This is a genomic window from Nocardia flavorosea NBRC 108225, assembly GCF_001613385.1.
GTDB classification, from domain to species: Bacteria; Actinomycetota; Actinomycetes; order Mycobacteriales; family Mycobacteriaceae; genus Nocardia; species Nocardia flavorosea.
In genome coordinates this window covers 227,500-243,774 of record NZ_BDCG01000013.1, presented here as the reverse complement: position 1 = coordinate 243,774, position 16,275 = coordinate 227,500, and the positions used below count along the sequence as shown (strand labels likewise).

17 protein-coding genes are annotated in these 16,275 nt (G+C 66.8%); 6 read left to right on the top strand and 11 right to left on the bottom strand.

The genetic code is table 11. The features are described from left to right. Window positions 1–17: 17 nt before the first annotated feature. Window positions 18–497 carry an RrF2 family transcriptional regulator gene (locus NFL01S_RS16960; protein ID WP_062976376.1) on the bottom strand — a complete coding sequence of 160 codons (480 nt, stop codon included), beginning with the start codon at window positions 495–497 and terminating at the stop codon, window positions 18–20. Between the two features lie 229 nt (window positions 498–726). Here NFL01S_RS16960 and NFL01S_RS16955 point away from each other — a divergent pair, with 229 nt between their 5' ends. The 3 genes from NFL01S_RS16955 to NFL01S_RS16945 all read left to right on the top strand — a co-directional run bounded on the left by NFL01S_RS16955 (window position 727) and on the right by NFL01S_RS16945 (window position 4,136). Continuing rightward, window positions 727–2,316 (top strand): AMP-binding protein, encoded by a 1,590-nt coding sequence (locus NFL01S_RS16955; RefSeq protein ID WP_062976374.1) that lies wholly within the window; start codon window positions 727–729, stop codon window positions 2,314–2,316. Between the two features lie 195 nt (window positions 2,317–2,511). Continuing rightward, window positions 2,512–3,357 (top strand): mycofactocin-coupled SDR family oxidoreductase, encoded by an 846-nt coding sequence (locus NFL01S_RS16950; RefSeq protein WP_062976655.1) that lies wholly within the window; start codon window positions 2,512–2,514, stop codon window positions 3,355–3,357. 338 nt (window positions 3,358–3,695) lie between these two features. Further along, window positions 3,696–4,136, top strand: a complete 441-nt coding sequence (locus NFL01S_RS16945) for a hypothetical protein (RefSeq protein WP_062976372.1) — start codon at window positions 3,696–3,698, stop codon at window positions 4,134–4,136. Window positions 4,137–4,233: 97 nt separating this feature from the next. On the opposite strand, the gene NFL01S_RS16940 is transcribed toward NFL01S_RS16945, so the two are convergent. Next, on the bottom strand, window positions 4,234–4,500 hold the full coding sequence (locus tag NFL01S_RS16940; protein ID WP_062976370.1) for a type II toxin-antitoxin system RelE family toxin: 267 nt from the start codon (window positions 4,498–4,500) through the stop codon (window positions 4,234–4,236). After that, window positions 4,497–4,775 (bottom strand): type II toxin-antitoxin system Phd/YefM family antitoxin, encoded by a 279-nt coding sequence (locus NFL01S_RS16935; protein ID WP_062976368.1) that lies wholly within the window; start codon window positions 4,773–4,775, stop codon window positions 4,497–4,499. The genes NFL01S_RS16940 and NFL01S_RS16935 overlap by 4 nt, the downstream gene beginning before the upstream one ends. A gap of 238 nt (window positions 4,776–5,013) precedes the next feature. Between NFL01S_RS16935 and NFL01S_RS16930 the strand changes: the two genes are divergently transcribed. Next, complete coding sequence (locus NFL01S_RS16930; protein WP_062976366.1) at window positions 5,014–5,559, top strand: hypothetical protein; 546 nt, start codon at window positions 5,014–5,016, stop codon at window positions 5,557–5,559. 194 nt (window positions 5,560–5,753) lie between these two features. Further along, the gene (locus NFL01S_RS16925) at window positions 5,754–6,782 is read left to right on the top strand and encodes a ferric reductase-like transmembrane domain-containing protein (protein WP_062976364.1); all 1,029 of its coding nucleotides are present in this window, start codon (window positions 5,754–5,756) and stop codon (window positions 6,780–6,782) included. On the opposite strand, the gene NFL01S_RS16920 is transcribed toward NFL01S_RS16925, so the two are convergent. The 6 genes from NFL01S_RS16920 to NFL01S_RS16895 form a co-directional block, all read right to left on the bottom strand. Next, window positions 6,748–7,479, bottom strand: coding sequence for a TetR/AcrR family transcriptional regulator (locus NFL01S_RS16920; RefSeq protein WP_084492753.1), 732 nt, complete (start codon window positions 7,477–7,479; stop codon window positions 6,748–6,750). The two genes, NFL01S_RS16925 and NFL01S_RS16920, sit on opposite strands and share 35 nt — an antisense overlap. A 10-nt stretch (window positions 7,480–7,489) precedes the next feature. Beyond that, window positions 7,490–8,689: a thiolase C-terminal domain-containing protein gene (locus NFL01S_RS16915; RefSeq protein ID WP_062976362.1), complete on the bottom strand. Its 1,200-nt coding sequence runs from the start codon at window positions 8,687–8,689 to the stop codon at window positions 7,490–7,492. Window positions 8,690–8,859: 170 nt separating this feature from the next. Further along, window positions 8,860–10,014, bottom strand: a complete 1,155-nt coding sequence (locus NFL01S_RS16910) for a thiolase family protein (RefSeq protein WP_062976360.1) — start codon at window positions 10,012–10,014, stop codon at window positions 8,860–8,862. Next, window positions 10,011–11,078, bottom strand: coding sequence for a thiolase family protein (locus tag NFL01S_RS16905; RefSeq protein ID WP_062976358.1), 1,068 nt, complete (start codon window positions 11,076–11,078; stop codon window positions 10,011–10,013). Before NFL01S_RS16905 ends, NFL01S_RS16910 begins: the two co-directional genes overlap by 4 nt. After that, the gene (locus NFL01S_RS16900; protein ID WP_062976356.1) at window positions 11,071–11,544 is read right to left on the bottom strand and encodes a Zn-ribbon domain-containing OB-fold protein; all 474 of its coding nucleotides are present in this window, start codon (window positions 11,542–11,544) and stop codon (window positions 11,071–11,073) included. Before NFL01S_RS16900 ends, NFL01S_RS16905 begins: the two co-directional genes overlap by 8 nt. Further along, on the bottom strand, window positions 11,541–12,002 hold the full coding sequence (locus NFL01S_RS16895) for a PhlB family protein (protein ID WP_062976354.1): 462 nt from the start codon (window positions 12,000–12,002) through the stop codon (window positions 11,541–11,543). Before NFL01S_RS16895 ends, NFL01S_RS16900 begins: the two co-directional genes overlap by 4 nt. A 223-nt stretch (window positions 12,003–12,225) precedes the next feature. Between NFL01S_RS16895 and NFL01S_RS16890 the strand changes: the two genes are divergently transcribed. After that, on the top strand, window positions 12,226–13,761 hold the full coding sequence (locus NFL01S_RS16890; RefSeq protein ID WP_062976352.1) for an aldehyde dehydrogenase family protein: 1,536 nt from the start codon (window positions 12,226–12,228) through the stop codon (window positions 13,759–13,761). A gap of 496 nt (window positions 13,762–14,257) precedes the next feature. Here the strand turns inward: NFL01S_RS16890 and NFL01S_RS16885 are convergent, their stop codons facing one another. Beyond that, on the bottom strand, window positions 14,258–14,935 hold the full coding sequence (locus NFL01S_RS16885; RefSeq protein ID WP_157116631.1) for a VTT domain-containing protein: 678 nt from the start codon (window positions 14,933–14,935) through the stop codon (window positions 14,258–14,260). Window positions 14,936–15,063: 128 nt separating this feature from the next. Beyond that, the gene (locus NFL01S_RS16880) at window positions 15,064–15,576 is read right to left on the bottom strand and encodes a glycine-rich domain-containing protein (protein WP_062976348.1); all 513 of its coding nucleotides are present in this window, start codon (window positions 15,574–15,576) and stop codon (window positions 15,064–15,066) included. Window positions 15,577–16,275: the final 699 nt, after the last annotated feature.

Below are 16,275 nucleotides of genomic sequence, written 5' to 3'. Positions count from 1 at the left end.
TCCGGAGCCCGGAGCGGTCAGGTACCTGCGGTGGCGATCTCGCGACGGGTGCGTTCCGCGGAACCCGCCGGTGCCGCGGCGGCGAGATCGGCAATGGTCTGCGCTGCCAGCTCGCGTCGCCAGGCCAGTTCCGCGCGGCGCATGGCCGCTGCGATACCGCACTGGTGGGCGAAATCGGTCGTTGCGGTGCGCCCGCTGTGCCCCCGCTGCCGGATCTCGGTGCAGCGGAACGGGTCGGTACCGCCTTCGATGGCGGTCACCACGTCGAGCAGTGTGATCTGTTCCGGCGGCCGGGCCAGGCCGAATCCGCCTCGGACACCGGGGGTCGAGATGAGGATGCCGGCGCGGACCAGAGCCTGTAGGCGTTTCTTCAGGTATTCCACGGGCAGGTCGAACCAGGCGGCCAGGCGTGCGATCGGCACCGGCCAGCGCTCCTCGGTCCAGGTCAGGGTCACGCAGCAGTGCAGGCTCCATTCGACGCCCTCGCCCATCTTCATAAAGGGGATAGTAGATATCCCCTTTAGTGGAGGCAAGTGTGAGGGACTCCCGGGGGCGCCGATTCCTCGATAGGGCAAAGTAGAACGTGTTATAGTTTTCCCGGTTTGTGAGCCCCGGTGGACGGTTTCGGGTCGCGGCACCCTGTAGGGCGCCGGCGGTTGGGATCACGCCGGAGCGCCGGTCAACTTCGCGGGGCCGCTCGTGCGAGCAGGCCCGAAAGGCAGACGAATGAACACTGAACCGCACGTCGACGACACCGACCTGCTGCACCGCGAGCCCCTCGCGGTGGACCTGCTGGGCAAGGCCCTCGAACGCTATGCCGACCGCACCGCGGTCCATATCGACGACGCCACGCTCACCTACCGCGACGTGCGGGATCAGATCAGCCGGTTCGCGCAGGCACTGGCCTCGGCCGGGCTCGGCGTGGGCTCACCGGTGGCCGTGCTGTCGGCCAACCGGCCGGAGGTCATCTTCGCCCAGGGCGCGAACAACGTGAACGGGTCGCGGGCGATGGCGCTGCATCCGATGGGATCCCTCGACGATCACGCCTATGTTCTCGAGGACGCGGGTGTGCAAACCCTCATCTTCGACCCTGCCGGTTTCGACGAGCGCGCCGCGCAGTTGCGCGAGAAAGTGCCCGGCCTGCAGAACTTGTTCTCGTTCGGCCCCTCCGAATCCGGCACCGACCTCATCGAGCTGGCCGCCGGGTTCACTCCCGACCGGCTGAATCCGCCCGAGGTCGATCCCAATGCGACCATGAGCCTGGCCTACACCGGCGGCACCACGGGCAAACCCAAGGGTGTCGAGATGAGTTTCCGCGGCAGCGCCACCATGCTGCGCATCCAGATGACCGAATGGGAATGGCCGGACGAGGTCCGCTTCCTGGTGTGCACCCCGCTGAGTCATGCCGGCGCCGCGTTCTGGAATCCCACGGCACAGCAGGGTGGCTCCATCGTGGTGCTGCCCTACTTCCACCCCACCAAGGTCCTCGAGGCGATCGAGAAGTACAAGATCACCGCGACCATGCTGGTGCCGACCATGCTGTACGCGCTGCTCGACAGCCCCGACCTGGATAAATACGATCTGTCCAGTCTGCAGACCGTGTTCTACGGCGCCTCCGCGATCTCGCCGACCCGGCTGGCCGAGGCCGTCGAGAAATTCGGCCCCATCTTCTTCCAGTTCTACGGCCAGGCCGAGAGCCCGATGACCATCTCGGTGCTGCGCCGCGCCGACCACGACCTGACCAAACCGGAACGCCTCGCCAGCTGCGGCCGGCCGGTCCCGTGGCTCAATGTCGCGCTGCTCGACGAGAAGGGCAACGAGGTTCCCCAGGGCGAACCGGGCGAGGTGTGTGTCCGCGGCCCGCTGGTGATGAACGGCTACCTCAACAAACCCGAACAGACCGCCGAGGCAACGGAATTCGGCTGGCTGCACACCGGCGATATCGCCCGCCAGGACGAGGAGGGATTCCTCTACATCGTCGACCGCAAGAAGGACATGATTGTGTCCGGCGGGTTCAATGTCTATCCGCGTGAGGTCGAGGACGTCCTGTCCGCTCATCCCGCGGTGAGCGCGGCCGCGGTGATCGGTGTGCCCGACGAGAAATGGGGCGAAGCCGTCAAGGCGGTGGTGGTGCTACGCAATGGGCAGTCGGTGGGGGTCGAGGAACTGCAGGCCCTGGTGAAGGACCGTAAGGGCGCGGTCTACACGCCCAAGACGGTCGATTTCGCCGACAGCATCCCGCTCAGCCCGCTCGGTAAGCCGGACAAGAAGGCGCTGCGCGCCCAGTACTGGGGCGAAGGCCGGCAAGTCAACTGAATCTGGCCGGCGACCACCACTCGTAACCACCACGGCCGGCCCCGATCGGCGGCCGGCCGTGATGGACGAGCGGTAGTTGCCGTCCACAACCGATTTCCGGCCGGGGCCGGCAAGCAATGGCATTGCGCCGCACCGTATCGGTTGTCGCTCGGCGTTGCCGGGGTGACGAGCAGTTTCGACGAACAGAGGAAAACCATGGGCAAGCTCACCGGCCAGGTTGCGTTCATTACCGGTGCCGCGCGCGGCCAAGGTCGCGCGCATGCCGTGAAAATGGCGTCGGAGGGCGCCGATATCATCGCCGTCGATCGCTGCGCACCGGTCGCGACCGCCGGGTACGAGATGGCGACCGAAGCCGATCTCGCCGAAACCGCGAAGCTGGTCGAGGCCGAGGGCCGGGGCGTCGTCACGGCGGTGGCGGACACCCGTGATCTGGAGCCGCTGCAGCAGGCCGTGGACGTCGGTGTCGAGCGTTTCGGCCGCCTGGACATCGTCGTCGCCAACGCGGGTGTCGCCGCATCACCGAAAGCGTCCTGGGAGCTCAGCCCGGACGAATTCCGCGAGATGATGGACATCAATGCCACCGGCGTGTGGCAGACCACCAAAGTCGCTGTGCCGCATCTCATCGCCGGTAACCGGGGTGGCTCCATCGTGTTGATCAGCTCGATGGCCGGGCTGCGCGGGGTCCCGGGGATCGCGCACTACGTCGCCGCCAAACACGCTGTACGCGGTCTGGCCAAATCGCTGGCCAACGAACTGGCCTGGGCGAATATCCGCGTGAACTCGGTGCATCCCGGGAACATCCGGACCACCATGATCGATAACGAGCCGATGGTCCGCGGATTCCGCCCGGACCTCGAGAACCCGGTACTCGAGGACACCGCGGAGATCATGCAGAAGCTCAACCTGCTGCCGCAACCCTGGCTCGAAGCCGAGGCGGTCGCCGACGCCGTCCTGTATCTGGTCGGCGATACCGGCCGGGGCATCACCGGAGTCGCCCTGCCCGTCGACCTCGGCACGTCCGAGAAATTCCCCGGTTTGTAGGACCGCATCGGGGGAGTGCGGAATTCCTTTGACGACCCGGCGGAACGCACACCCCACCTGATCGCGGGTGGGGTGTGCGTTTCGAACCATTCGAGGGCAGTCGATACGGGGCCGGCCGCTGAGCGATGCGCCCGGGCCGCAGATCCGGGCCGTTATCACACCGATGCCGTCCATCCGTTGGAACCGGGCGGTGTATCGGGGGATAAACTGGGTACCGCGGTTGAGCGCCGTCGACAACGACCATCGCAGCACTGAAACGCTGGACAAGTTCCACGAAAACAGCTCGCGAGCGGGCCATCCGGGTCCGCACGATGGAACCAGTTGGGATGTGATCAACGATGACTACGACCCACTCCGACAGCAGTTCCCGCATCAGCCACCGAACCCGCCGGTCCGCGGCCGCCGTCACCGGCCTCGGCGCCGTCGCCACCGCACTCGTCCTGGCGGCCCCCGGCGCCGGCGCGGTACCGCAGAACGTCGGCGCCGACCCGGGCCGGAGCATGGGCATCAGCACGCCCTTCGGCACCACATGCACCTATCAGGTGCGGGCCGCGGTCGACAACACCACGGAGCCGGTGACCTTCTTCGACAACAACGTCATGGTCGGCTTCAATCCGGCGGTTGTGACGCCGAACGGCATCGTCGCCTCGACGACATGGACCCCTCCGAACCCGGGAACGCATTTCATCAGCGCCGAACAAGGCGGCGTCACAGTAACCAGCGCACCCATTGAGGTCGGCTCCGGACTCAACGCGGGCACGGGCTGCGCAGTGCCCTGACCGAGCGGACCCGCGAGAAACTTCCGGAACTCAGCGGCTTCAAGCGGCGAGGATGGGGCGGACAGCCCCGTCCTCGCCGCGATGAATTCCAAGAACATCAGCGGTCGTAGATATCTCGGCGGTGCCCGGCGGATACAACCAAAACGATCAGTTTGCCGTCATCGACTTCATAAACGAGACGGTAATTGCCCATTCGTAACCGGAACCCGCTCCGGCCGGTGAGTGCCTTGACGTCCACACCATCGCGGCGGTAGGGGTCGTCGCCCAACAGAGTCAGGGCGATCAGCAGGCGTAAGGCATCCTCTTGCGGGATCGACCGGAGTGCGCGCCGCGCAGCAGGAGTCCAGATGAACTCGTACTTCACGCGACGGCGTCGTTGCCGGAGGCAAGGACCTCGTCCATCATCTGACCGAGCGTGATGCGCTCGGGTTCACCGCCTTCGGCGAGCGCTTCGTCAGCCATGCGTCCGAGCTGTTCGTCTTCCCATTCCTCGAGTTTGGCAAGCATGAACAATGGGATGACGGCGGCTGCCGGCTCGCCGCCGCGCGTTATCACTGTGACATGTCCGTCGCTGCTCGCGGCGTTCACCACGGAGGGCAACTGTGCGCGAGCCTCGCGGATGCTCAGCTGGTCGTCCATAAGTCGAGTGTACACGCGGTCGTGTACCGCTGTTGGCGATCAGTTCAGCGGTTGGGGCGGCCGGTGAGGGTGGCGATGACCGTATCGAAAAGACCCGCGAGTAGTTCGCCGCAGGACAGGTACGGTCTGGAGCGTGCTGCGCCGCCGGACCGCGGGCCCCGTGCAGGCGGCAGCAACCAGGGCCGACCGTATAACGCCGGCCGCTACGAACCGCGTGACGTAACGGTACGGTTGTCTCGTGACCCCGGGTCTCCGACTGCTGGCTCGGCTGCGTGGCGCCTTCGTCGGATTGTTCTCCGGCGCCGCGAGCCTGGCAGGCCATGGGCTCGGTGGCGGTCCGGTGGACATATCGGTGAGCATGCTGGTGTCGCTGGCCGTCGCCTCCCTGCTGCCGGTTCTGGCAGTGACAAGCCGGCAGGTGCGTGAGCGCCGTGCGGGCACGGTGGCCGGGCTACTCGTCGCGGGCCAAGCTCTCGGTCACATCGTGCTGACCGTGGGACACGGCCACAGCGCGGGGGCAGCGTTGCTGCCGTCACCTACCATGTCGGCCGGTCATATCGTGGCTGCCCTGGCGGCCGCCGCCATGCTGTTGAGCGCCGAGCGGACTGTGCAGGCGGCTTTCGGGTTCGTCGTCGAACGGCTGGCCGGCTGGTTGCTGCCATGGCGTACGGAGGCGAACAGCGCCTGGGTACTGGCCGCGGCCTGCCCGCTCACCGGCGCGACTGCTCGTGGATTGCGGATAGCGTACGGCGGAACGCGGGCGCCACCCATAACCGGTGGGTGATCTCGATCGCCGTATCTGCCCGCGTGCGCCGATAGTGCGCCGCGAGGGAACAGGCGCATCGGCCCCACGTTGCAGCCCCGTCCACTGATCTGGCTGTGACGCCTCCGCACATCCGGTGAAGCGAGCAAGCTCGCGGCTCACCGCGCCCGCGTCTCGCCGAGAGTCCGGGTCGATTCAAGGAATACGAGTCATCGATGACTACTGTCAGAACACGCACGAAATTCGATACGCAGCAACTTCGCGCGGATCTGCGCACCGCCCGCCTCGACGCCACCATCGCCCTGCTTGTCACCCTGGCGGTGTTCGGATGGCTCTACTACCGCGTCGCCGACGGTACCTCTCCGACCATTGCCGTCATGCCCGATTTGGCAGACCCCGGAAGGTACTGGATGTACTGGATGTGCCAGGCCTTCGGCTGGACGGGCCTGCTCTGGGCGTGGATCACTGTCGTTCTCGGCTTGCTGCGCAGCAGTCACAGCCCGAGGTGGCTACCGGTACCGCAGCACAGTATCGAAAAATGGCATCGCGCCACGAGTTTGACGACCATCGGGTTGATGTTCGTCCACGCCGCCTGGCTGTTCGCCGAATTCGTCCGTGACTACTCCGCTACCGCGGGGACCGCCGAATCGGTGTGGCGTGCATTCGTCGACACCTTCGTCCCCTCGGCCTACCCCAGCGGAACGGGTAAGGTTGCCATTTTCATCGGGCTGCTGGCGCTCTACCTGGCCATACCGCTCGGCCTGGCCTTCTATTCCCGCCGCTGGTTGCGCCCCGCCATCTGGCGGGCTCTGCATGCTTCGATCATCGTCGTCTATGCGCTGAGCGTGTGGCATACACTGCTCTACGGCACCAACGTCTGGTACGACGGACGGTTTCGTACGCTGGTGTGGATTCTTCAGCTTCCCATTGCCGCGCTCGTCCTTTACCGCCTCACCAACCTGCCACCGAGCCGGCAACGAACTCGGGCGACGATTGTCCTCCGCTCTGTGGCGGCACTCATCGTCCTCGGCTTCATCGCGATCGTCTGCGCGGCCGTGCTCAGCGGGCACGACGGTGGCCGGACACTCGGTGTGGCGGGCATGGGCCTCAATGTCACCAGAACAAACATCTGGTGGGGACTGGTGATATTCCTCGTCGCGGTTGCTCTGTCCGTGGTCCGGGCGCGGCAGATCCGCCGCAGGGCCACGGTTACCGGCCGGGTGGTCCCGTCAGAATTGCGGTGACGGTGTCGACCAGCTCGGTCAGCAGTTCGTCTGGGGAGAGGCGCGTTCCGCTCAGCTCGAGCATGCCGCGCAAGCCCTCGGAATCGCCGAGGGTTTGGAAGGTCAGGTTCATGGCCTGGGTGAGGCGGAAGCGAATGGTGTGCGGGGCGGTGTCCGGGTCGATCTGCTGGAGCAGGGTGTTGAAGCGGCGGGCCTGCGGGGCGAAACCTTCGGTCAGCCTGGTCAGGGCGGGGTGGTTACCGCTCATGATGCCTGCGACCAGGCGGATCCACGGGGTGCCGCCGGCGGCCGCCAGTTCGCCGACCGGGCGGACGAAGGCGTCGGCGAGGGCGCGGGCGTCGGGTGTGCCGGATTTCTCGACCGCGTCGAGCAATTCGGCGCGGCGGGCGTGCAGCTGTTCGCTGCGTCGGCTGATCAGCGCTTCGACCAGGGCATCCTTGGAGCCGAAATGGTAGTGGACCGAGGCGACGTTCGCGCCGGCCTCCGCCATCACCGAACGGAGCGAGACCGCGTCGATCCCGCGTTCGGCGAACAGCCGTTCCGCGGCGAGGACGAGGCGCTGATCGGTCGGCAGGTCCGGATCCGGGCCGGTGGAATTCCCGCCCCGATCCGGCTGCGCTGCGGTTTCCCGGTGGGCGCGCGAGGGTGCGGCCTCCGGGCGTGCCTCCCGGCCGGTCCGCACCCGGCTCCGCGTCATGATCGAAACTCTAGGAGACCGCGCCGGGCGCGCCGTAGAGGGTCACCACACAGGCGCCACCGAGTCCGAGGTTGTGCGCCAACCCCAGCCGCGCGCCTTCCACTTGCCGGTCGCCCGCGCCGCCCCGCACCTGGGTGACCAGTTCGGTGCACTGCGCCAGCCCGGTCGCGCCGAGCGGATGTCCCTTGGAGATGAGCCCGCCCGATGGATTCACCACCCAGCGCCCGCCGTAGGTGGTGGCGCCCGAGGCGACGAGCTCGCCCGATTCACCTTCACCGCACATTCCGAGCGCCTCGTAGGTGAGCAGTTCGTTGATCGAGAAGCAGTCGTGCAGCTCCAGGACGTCGATATCGTCGATCCCCACCCCGGCGCTCTCGAGTACCCGCTGCCCGGCGATCCGGGCCATGGGCGCGCCCACCACGTCGATCATCGAATCCGACTCGAAGGAGGCGCCGGTATCGGTGACCAGCTCCTGCGCGAGGATCGGTACCGCCCGGTCGAGGCCGTGTTCGCGGACGAAACGTTCGCTGACCAGCACCGCCGCGCCCGCGCCGTCGGACATGGGGGAGCACTGCGAGCGGGTGAGCGGATCGGAGACCAGTTTGTCGTTCAGTACCTGGTCGAGGGTGTAGGCGTCCTGGAACTGGGCTTTCGGGTTGCGGGTGGAGTGTTCGTGGTTCTTCACCGCGACCCGGGCGAGCTGTTCGCGCGTCGTCCCGTACCGCTTCATATGCTCGCCTGCGGCGGCGCCGAAGAACTGCGCTGTCATCGGTGCGGCACTGAAACCGGCGGCGGCTTTCAAGGCGCCCATATGCCGGTCGACCGTGGTGACCTTGGGGACCGAGCCGTCCCCTGCCATCGCCTGTTTGGTCATCTGCTCGAACCCGACGGCGAGCACGATATCGGCCAGCCCGGCCTGCACCCATTCCCGGGCGAGGACCAGCGCCGTCGACCCGGTGGCGCAGTTGTTGTTGACGTTCACCATGGGGATACCGGTGAGCCCGATATCGTAGAGCGCTCGCTGACCGGCCGTGGACGGCTGGAACACGTAGCCGACGGCGGCGCGCTGCACCTGGTCGTAGTTCACTCCGGCGTCGGTGAGCGCTTGGCCCACCGCTTCGGCGACCATCTCCGGGTAGGTCCAGTCGCGGGACTGGATCTTCTCGAATTTGGTCATCCCGACACCGGCGACGTAAACCCGCTCGGACATGATCTCTCCTCGTTTCGTGCGGTGTTACATACCGCGGAAGCGTTGTTGTCCCGTTCCGGGGCCGGACCTGCGTGCTGTGCCGGGTTCGTACCGGACAGCCGGCGGTCCGATGGTCTGTGCTGTCCGCCGGCCACCCGGTACCGCCTCCGCGGGGCCGGGTGGCGCGCCGGTCAGGACTGCGGTGGTTCCGAACCCACTACCCACAGTGCATGGAACTGCGCCGCACCGCCCATCGCATGCCCGACGGCCAGGCGCGCGTCCGGCACCTGGTGTTCCCCCGCGGTCCCGCGCACCTGCATGGCCGCCTCGGCGAATCGGAGCAGACCTGTTGCGCCGGTGGGGTTTCCGGAGAGCACGCCACCGGAGGGGTTGATCGGTAGCGATCCGTCGAACGCCGTATGCCCGGCATCGACCATCTTCCAGCCCGCGCCGACCTCGGCCAGACCGACGTTCTCCAGCCAGATCGGTTCGAACCAGCTGTAGGGGATGTAGAGCTCGGCGGTATCGATATCGTGTGCCGGGTCGGTGATGCCCGCCTGCCGGTAGGCGTCGGCGGCACACAGGCGCCCGGCCTCGGGGTTCACTTCGTCGCGGCCGGCGAAATGCCCGGTCTCGGTCCGCCACGACATTCCGTGGATCCAGGCCGGAGGGCGGCCCGTGTGATGGGCGTCGTTCTCGCCGGTGATCACCACCGCACACGAACCGTCGGAGGACGGGCACGATTCCAGGAACCGGATCGGATCCCACAGCATCCGTGATTCGCGCACCTTGTCGACGGTGATATCCGGTAACTGGATGTGGGCGTAGGGATTGCGGGTCGCGTTCAGCCGGTGGTTCACCGCGATCTGCCACCCGATATGCTCGGGCGCAACGGAGCGGCGGATGTACTCCCGGATCACGGGGGCGAAATGCGCGCCCGCGCCCGCGCCCAGTTGCGCGCTGAACGGTAGCCCCCGGGAGAGCGCCCAGGTGAAATCGCCCTCGGACTCTTTGGAATACGCGACCACCAGCACCCGCCGCGCCAGCCCCGCCTGCACCAGGTGTGCCCCGTAGATGGCGGCGTGCCCGCCGACACTGCCGCCGGTGAACACTCGCGTCACGGGCAGGCCGCGCGCACCCATGGCGTCGGCCAGATACAGTTCCGGGTTCATCACCCCGTCGAACAGGTCGGGTGTTTTCGACAGCACGATGGCGTCGATATCGCCGAATTCCAGTTCGGCGTCGGCCATTGCCTCGTCGACGGCCTCGCGCACCATCGCACCGATGGTGACCTTGCGTTTCTTGGCCTGTTTGCTCTGTCCGATTCCGACGACCGCGAGTTTCATCGGTCTCCCTCCAAAAGGCAGATCATGTTCTGCTGGAGCGCGGGCCCGTTGGTGGCATGCGCCAGCGTGCGGTCCGCGCGGCCGGTCAGGATATGCCGGGCGGCGTCGCCGATCCGGATCAGTCCGGTGGCCGTGGTGGGGCGCGCCACCAGGGGGCCGCCGCTGGGGTTGATGGTGCCGGAAAGCTCGAGAGCACCGGCGAGCAGCGGTTCCTGATAGCTGTATTCGGTGTGCAGTTCGGCGATATCGACGTCGCGGGCGGCGAATCCGGCCTGCTGCGCAGCCTTGGCCGCGGCGATACCGACGGTGTCGGCGCGGGTGAGGTCGCGGGTGCCCGGATAGTGCGAATCCATTCGATGGTCGGCACCGCGCATCCAGGCCGGGCGCTGCGCCAACCGGCGTGCGGTATCACCGGCGGCCAGTACCAGTACGGCCGCGGCATCTCCGATGGGCCCGCGATCGTGTTCTCGCAGCGGCGACGCCAGGTACGGGGCGGCCAGCAGTTCGTCCACCGTGACCTCGCCCGATACCTGCGCCGCCGGATTACCCACCGCGCCCGCGCGGGCCCGGGCGACCACCTCGGCCATCTGCTTCTCGTCCAGCGCGCCGGCCGCGATCAGGGCCTGCGCCTGGATCGCGGCGAGCGCGTCCTGGTGCGGCCGCAGCGGGGCCAGGAAGTAGGGGTCCAGCTGGGTGCTGGTGACCTGGTCCAGATCCTGCGCGAGCGATCCGCGACCCACCCCGTAGACCACGGCGATCTCGCCCTCGCCGAGCTGTAGCCATGACCATGCCTCGTAGGCGGCCCAGGCCGCGTCCATCTCGACATGCGATTCCGAGATCGGCGGCCAGGCGCCCACCGCGTCGAGGGATTCGATATAGGCGAAGGTCCGGCCTTCGTGGAAATCGTGGCTGCCCGAGGCCCAGAAGTCGACCTCGGTGCGGTCGATCCCTGCCGAAGCGAGCGCTTCCCGCATCACCGGCAGCAGGATCTCGGCCATATCGTCCTGGCGATCGGCCGCCATACCCGGTGACTGGGCGAATGCCACCACCGCGACATCACGCATCGGAACCTCCCGCGATCGGCCGGTAGTAGCGAATGCTGTTCATGGATGTGTCCAGGTTCTCTTCGGCGCACCACACCGGTTCCACCCGCATACCGATATGGACCTCGCTCATTTCGACATCGCGGATGAGATGCATGAGGGTGGTGTCCGCACCGTCCACTTGGATGTAGGCGACCAGATAGGGCGGATCGATCGTCTGGCCGGGGAACGGGAAGTTCACCACGCAGAACGTTTTGACGACACCGCTGCCGCCCAGTTCGAACGGCTCGGACAGTTCGACGAGGCAGCGGGAGCAGAATTCCGGCGCGGGCAGGTAGACCCGCTCGCAGGTGCCGCAGTGCCGGGCGAGCAGGGTGCGGTGCTTCAGCCCGCGCAGGAAGGTGGACCGGCCGGTACCGGCGACGAAGGTGTAATCCACCTTGTGCGGGCTGGTGAACGATTCCACTGGGACGGGCAACGTACTCATCGCGACTCCACCGGTTCGAAGCAGACGATATCGCGGATACTGCCCACCCGTTCCGCGCGCCAGCGGGGTTTCACCCGCAGGCCGGCGGTGAGGCGGGCGGGGTCGCCGCCGGTGTCCACGGCGTGGAACAGGGTGCCCTCGGTGCCGTCGATGGCGATCAGGGCCCAGGCGTAGTGGTCGGCCGCGATCTCGTCGCCGGGCCGGGTGGGCACCCAGGTCCAGTGCCGGACGGTGCCGGCGGGTTCGAGCCGCACCAGTTCGCCGGTGGGCGCGGAGGTGACCGGGTCGAATTCGAGGGCCGGGCAGAGGACCGCCCCGGATTCGGTGCGCACCCCGTACAGCTCACCGTCGCGTAGACCGCCCAGGAACGTGCCGATCTTCTCGCCGACCGTGCGGTTGTACGGGAATTCGATCGTGTAGGGCGCGGTGAGACTCGCGCCCGTGGGTTCGGCTGTCATCGTTCTCCTGCCGCTCGGGTGTGCGGCCGGGACACTGCGACCGCGCTTCGATCGTGACCCGCTCGACGTCCGATGTCAATCACTTGATTGAATCGCATGATAGATCGAGCTGCCTTCATGGTCCGGGTGCGTGGATGAACCTTGCTGCACGGCTTGCGGCCATGACGTAAGCTCCCCATTAAAGTAGAACCTGTTCCAATTCCTCCGGTGAGGAGAGACCACCATGGCCATCGTTGAACAGCTGGAGCCAACCGCCGACGGACGCCGCCGGCTCGAGCTGCGCAGCCCCGCTACTCGCGAACGCGTCGGCGAAATCGAGGTGAGCACGGCCGACGATGTCGCCGCGACGCTGGCCACGGCCCGTGCCGCCCAACCGGGCTGGGCCGCCCGGCCGATCAAGGAGCGCGCGGCGATCATCCGCAACGCGGTCTCGGTACTGCTGAAACGCCGCGACGAGATCGTCGAGACGGTGATGCAGGAAACCGGTAAACCGCGGGTCGAGGCGCTGGCCGTGGAAATGGTCCCGGCCTGCGACTTCCTGAACTACTGGAGTGGGCGCGCCGCCAAGGACCTGGCCGACGAGAACCGCCGCCTCCACGGCTACATGCTGCCGCTGAAGAAGCTGGTCATCAATTACCAGCCGCTCGGCGTCGTCGGGGTCATCACTCCGTGGAACGGCCCCTTCATCCTCTCGCTGAACCCGATCGCGCAGGCGCTGCTCGCCGGGAACTCGGTGGTCCTGAAACCGTCCGAGGTCACCCCGCACTCCGGCGAATGGGCGGTCAAGGTACTGCACGAAGCGGGTGTCCCCAAGGACGTCCTGCAGGTGGTGCACGGCGACGGCGAAACCGGTGCCGCCCTGGTCAACGGCGATATCGACAAGATCTCGTTCACCGGCAGCGTCGGCACCGGTAAGAAGATCGCCGCCGCCTGCGCTACCCGGCTCATCCCGTGCACCCTCGAACTGGGCGGTAAGGACGCGATGATCGTCTGCGCCGACGCCGACCTCGATCGCGCGTCACTGGGCGCGGTATACCTGTCGATGTTCAACACCGGGCAGGTCTGTGTCGGTGTCGAACGCATCTACGTGGTGGACAGCATCGCCGACGAGTTCATCGAACAGGTCCGCAAACGCGCCGCCGAGGTCACCTACGGGCCCTCCGGCAAGGACGTCGGTCCGCTGTTCTGGGACCGACAGCTCGAGATCGTCGAGAAGCATGTCGAGGATGCCAAATCCAAGGGCGCCACCGTCCTGCTCGGCGGCGAATCCGATACCGCCGAGGGCGTGTTCTTCAAGCCCACCGTGGTCGTGGACGTCACCCACGATATGGACATCATGCAGCAGGAAACCTTCGGCCCGATCGTCGCCATCATGCGCGTCCGGGACGAAGAAGAGGCCGTGCGGATGGCCAACGACTGCCAGTACGGCCTCAGCGGCAGCGTGTTCACCAAGGACAAGAACAAGGTCGTACGTCTGGCCAAACAGCTCAAGACCGGGTCGGTGGTGCAGAACGACGCCTCGGTGATCTACGGCGTCGCCGAAGCACCCTTCGGTGGCCGCAAGGACAGCGGGATGGGGCAGGTGAACGGGCGTGACGCGCTGCGCAGCTTCGTCCACCCGCAGCCCGTTCTGCTGGACCGGTGGGGTCTGAAGAAAGAAAACATCTGGTACCCCTACAGCGAGGCCACCGCCGCCACGCTGGAGAAGACCATCGGCACCCTGTTCGGTAACAAGTTCATCCGCCGCCTGGTGCGCTGAGGTCGGGCCGCGGCGCCGCGGCCGGATCTCGCCAGGAGCTGTACAGCGATGCGGCCGACCGGTCAACCGGTCGGCCGCATCGCTTGTGTAGGGACGGAAGCCGCGTGCCGCCGGCTGAGATCGTCGCCGCGGGCCCGGGGTGCCGCCTATCGAGGGCAATGCCGCGGGCTGCTGGGAGGAATCGGTGCCGCGCGGCCTGCCGGTAGGAATCGATGCCGCGGAGGGCTGCCGAACGGAGAACGAATCCGGAGCGAGTCGCACGGTCGGGGGAAACTCGGCAACAGCGCGGGGCAACGGACCGTACACACCGGCCCCGGTCTGCGTCGCGACGGCGAGCCGCTGGCATGTGCTGGGGTGCGGAGGCCGCGGGCCGGGGTTTGTGTGCCGGATATACGACACCGGGCCGTCTCCGAGGGGCTGTACACAGCCTCGGAGACGGCCCGGTGGCCACGTCTGTGACGCCCTGCCGCAGCTGAGCGCGGCCGGGAGTCCGGTATCAGGCGGCGGAGTGGTCGACCGGTTCGCCGCTGTCCTTCGGCGCATTACCGTTCGCCCGTCCCGACCGGTACCGCTTGAACACCTCCCACACGATGGGCAGCACCGAAACCGCCACGATCAGCAGGAAGATGATGTCGATGTTGTCGCGCACGAACGTGATCTGCCCCAGCAGATAACCCAGCATCGTCACACCCGCGCCCCACAGCACACCGCCGAGCACGTTGTAGGTGAGGAACACCGAGTACTTCATCCTCGCCGCGCCCGCGACCAGCGGAGCGTAGGTGCGCACGATGGGCACGAACCGGGCCAGCACGATGGTGATCGGCCCGTGCTTCTCGAAGAACGCATGCGATTCGTCGATGTAGGCCTTTTTGAAAATCTTGGCGTCGTTGTTCTTGAACAACGCCGTCCCGCCTCGTGACCCGATCAGATACCCGACCTGGTCGCCGGCGATCGCCGCGATCGGGATCAGAACGAGTAGCACCCCGATCGGTGCGAAGGGTTCGATCTCGGTTGATTTGGATGCGGCGATGAGCCCCGCGGTGAACAGCAGCGAATCACCCGGCAGCAAGGGAAACAGCAGGCCCGATTCGATGAACACCACGAGGAGTAGGCCCAGCAACACCCAGGTGCCGAACGAATTGAGCAGATTGACCGGGTCGAGGAAACCCGGCATCAGGGCAAGTTCGGTGGTGGCCGCTGCGGCGGCTGAGTAACTCACCCCGCCGAAGATACCGCAGAAGAATACGCCCCCTGTTTCCGGATTGCCCGTTTCGGGCGGTTATCGCGGAACGGTAGCCGGATCTAGAGCCTGCCGGTAGTTTTCCGCAGCCTCGCCTCGATCTCGGCGACGCGCGGGGCCGGGATACCCCAGGGGTCGGCAAGCCCCAGCCGCGAGTCCAGGTCCCACAGTACGCACTTCTCGCCGGGCTGTGCGACCAGCGACCATGCCACCACCGTCCGGCCCAGTTGACCAGACGTATCCGCCGGCTCCGCACCGGACGGTTCCGCGCCCTCCGGGTGGTGGTGCAGGAACCGCCCGTAGGCGCGCTCGCAGAAATCGGCATACCGCCGCGTGCACAGAATGAAACCGTGCCAGGCTTCGTCGACGGCACGAGACGGCATCCCGATCACTTGGTCATCGGCCAGCGCCGCGCCGCAGCACCGCAGCCATTGCCGTAAACCGGTCGCGACGAGGTCCCGTGGTTCCCACGGGCAGGTTTTGTAGACGGCCTCCGGAAGTTCGAGTTCGCGGACCGCGAGCTCCACGGCGGCCGGCTCGATACTTCGGCGCCGGGGCCGGGCGAAGGTGAACACACTGGCTATTATCCCGGTTTCTCCAGGGGTGGCGCCGGGCGGCAGTCGGGTCGATATCGCCGCCGACTGTCAAGCCCTACGGCCGGATAAGCCCGTGCGCCAACGCTGTTCGTCGGTACCGTGGAGTAATGGAACTGGTGCTGGGGTTTTTCGTCCTTTTGATGCTGGGGTTGCTCTGCGTGGGGGCGATCGTGGGAATCGTCCTCGCCATCAGCAAAGCCGGTTCCGGCGGGCAGCGGGGCAACCGCGCGCGGCGGGGCGGGTATTACGCGGGCGGAACCTACTTCGCGGGCGACAGTGGTTCAGGGGGTTGGAGTTCGGGCGACGCCGGGTCGAGCGGTAGCGACGGCGGGGCGAGTGGGGGAGGCGGAAGCGGCTGCGGGGGCGGCGGTGGAGGAGGCGGTTGTGGGGGCGGTGGCGGAGCGGTGGCGGCTGACCGGAAGCGCCGGGAACTGCCACGTTCTAAATGGTGTAACCAACAGTTTCGTGTAATATTCGACGGGTCGGGTCTGCGGAGTGTGATCGAGCCTTCTGTGGGCCCGGCGAAAACTGTTGTCCCCCTTATGGTTTCTATTCGACCCCATCGCGGCACGCCGGTAATTATATCAATTTGATATACGGTGGAAACACGCATTTCCACAGAATGCCGAACCCCTCCGGGTTGTGTATCAAATTATCCGGCCTCCGCCCGGATTCTGT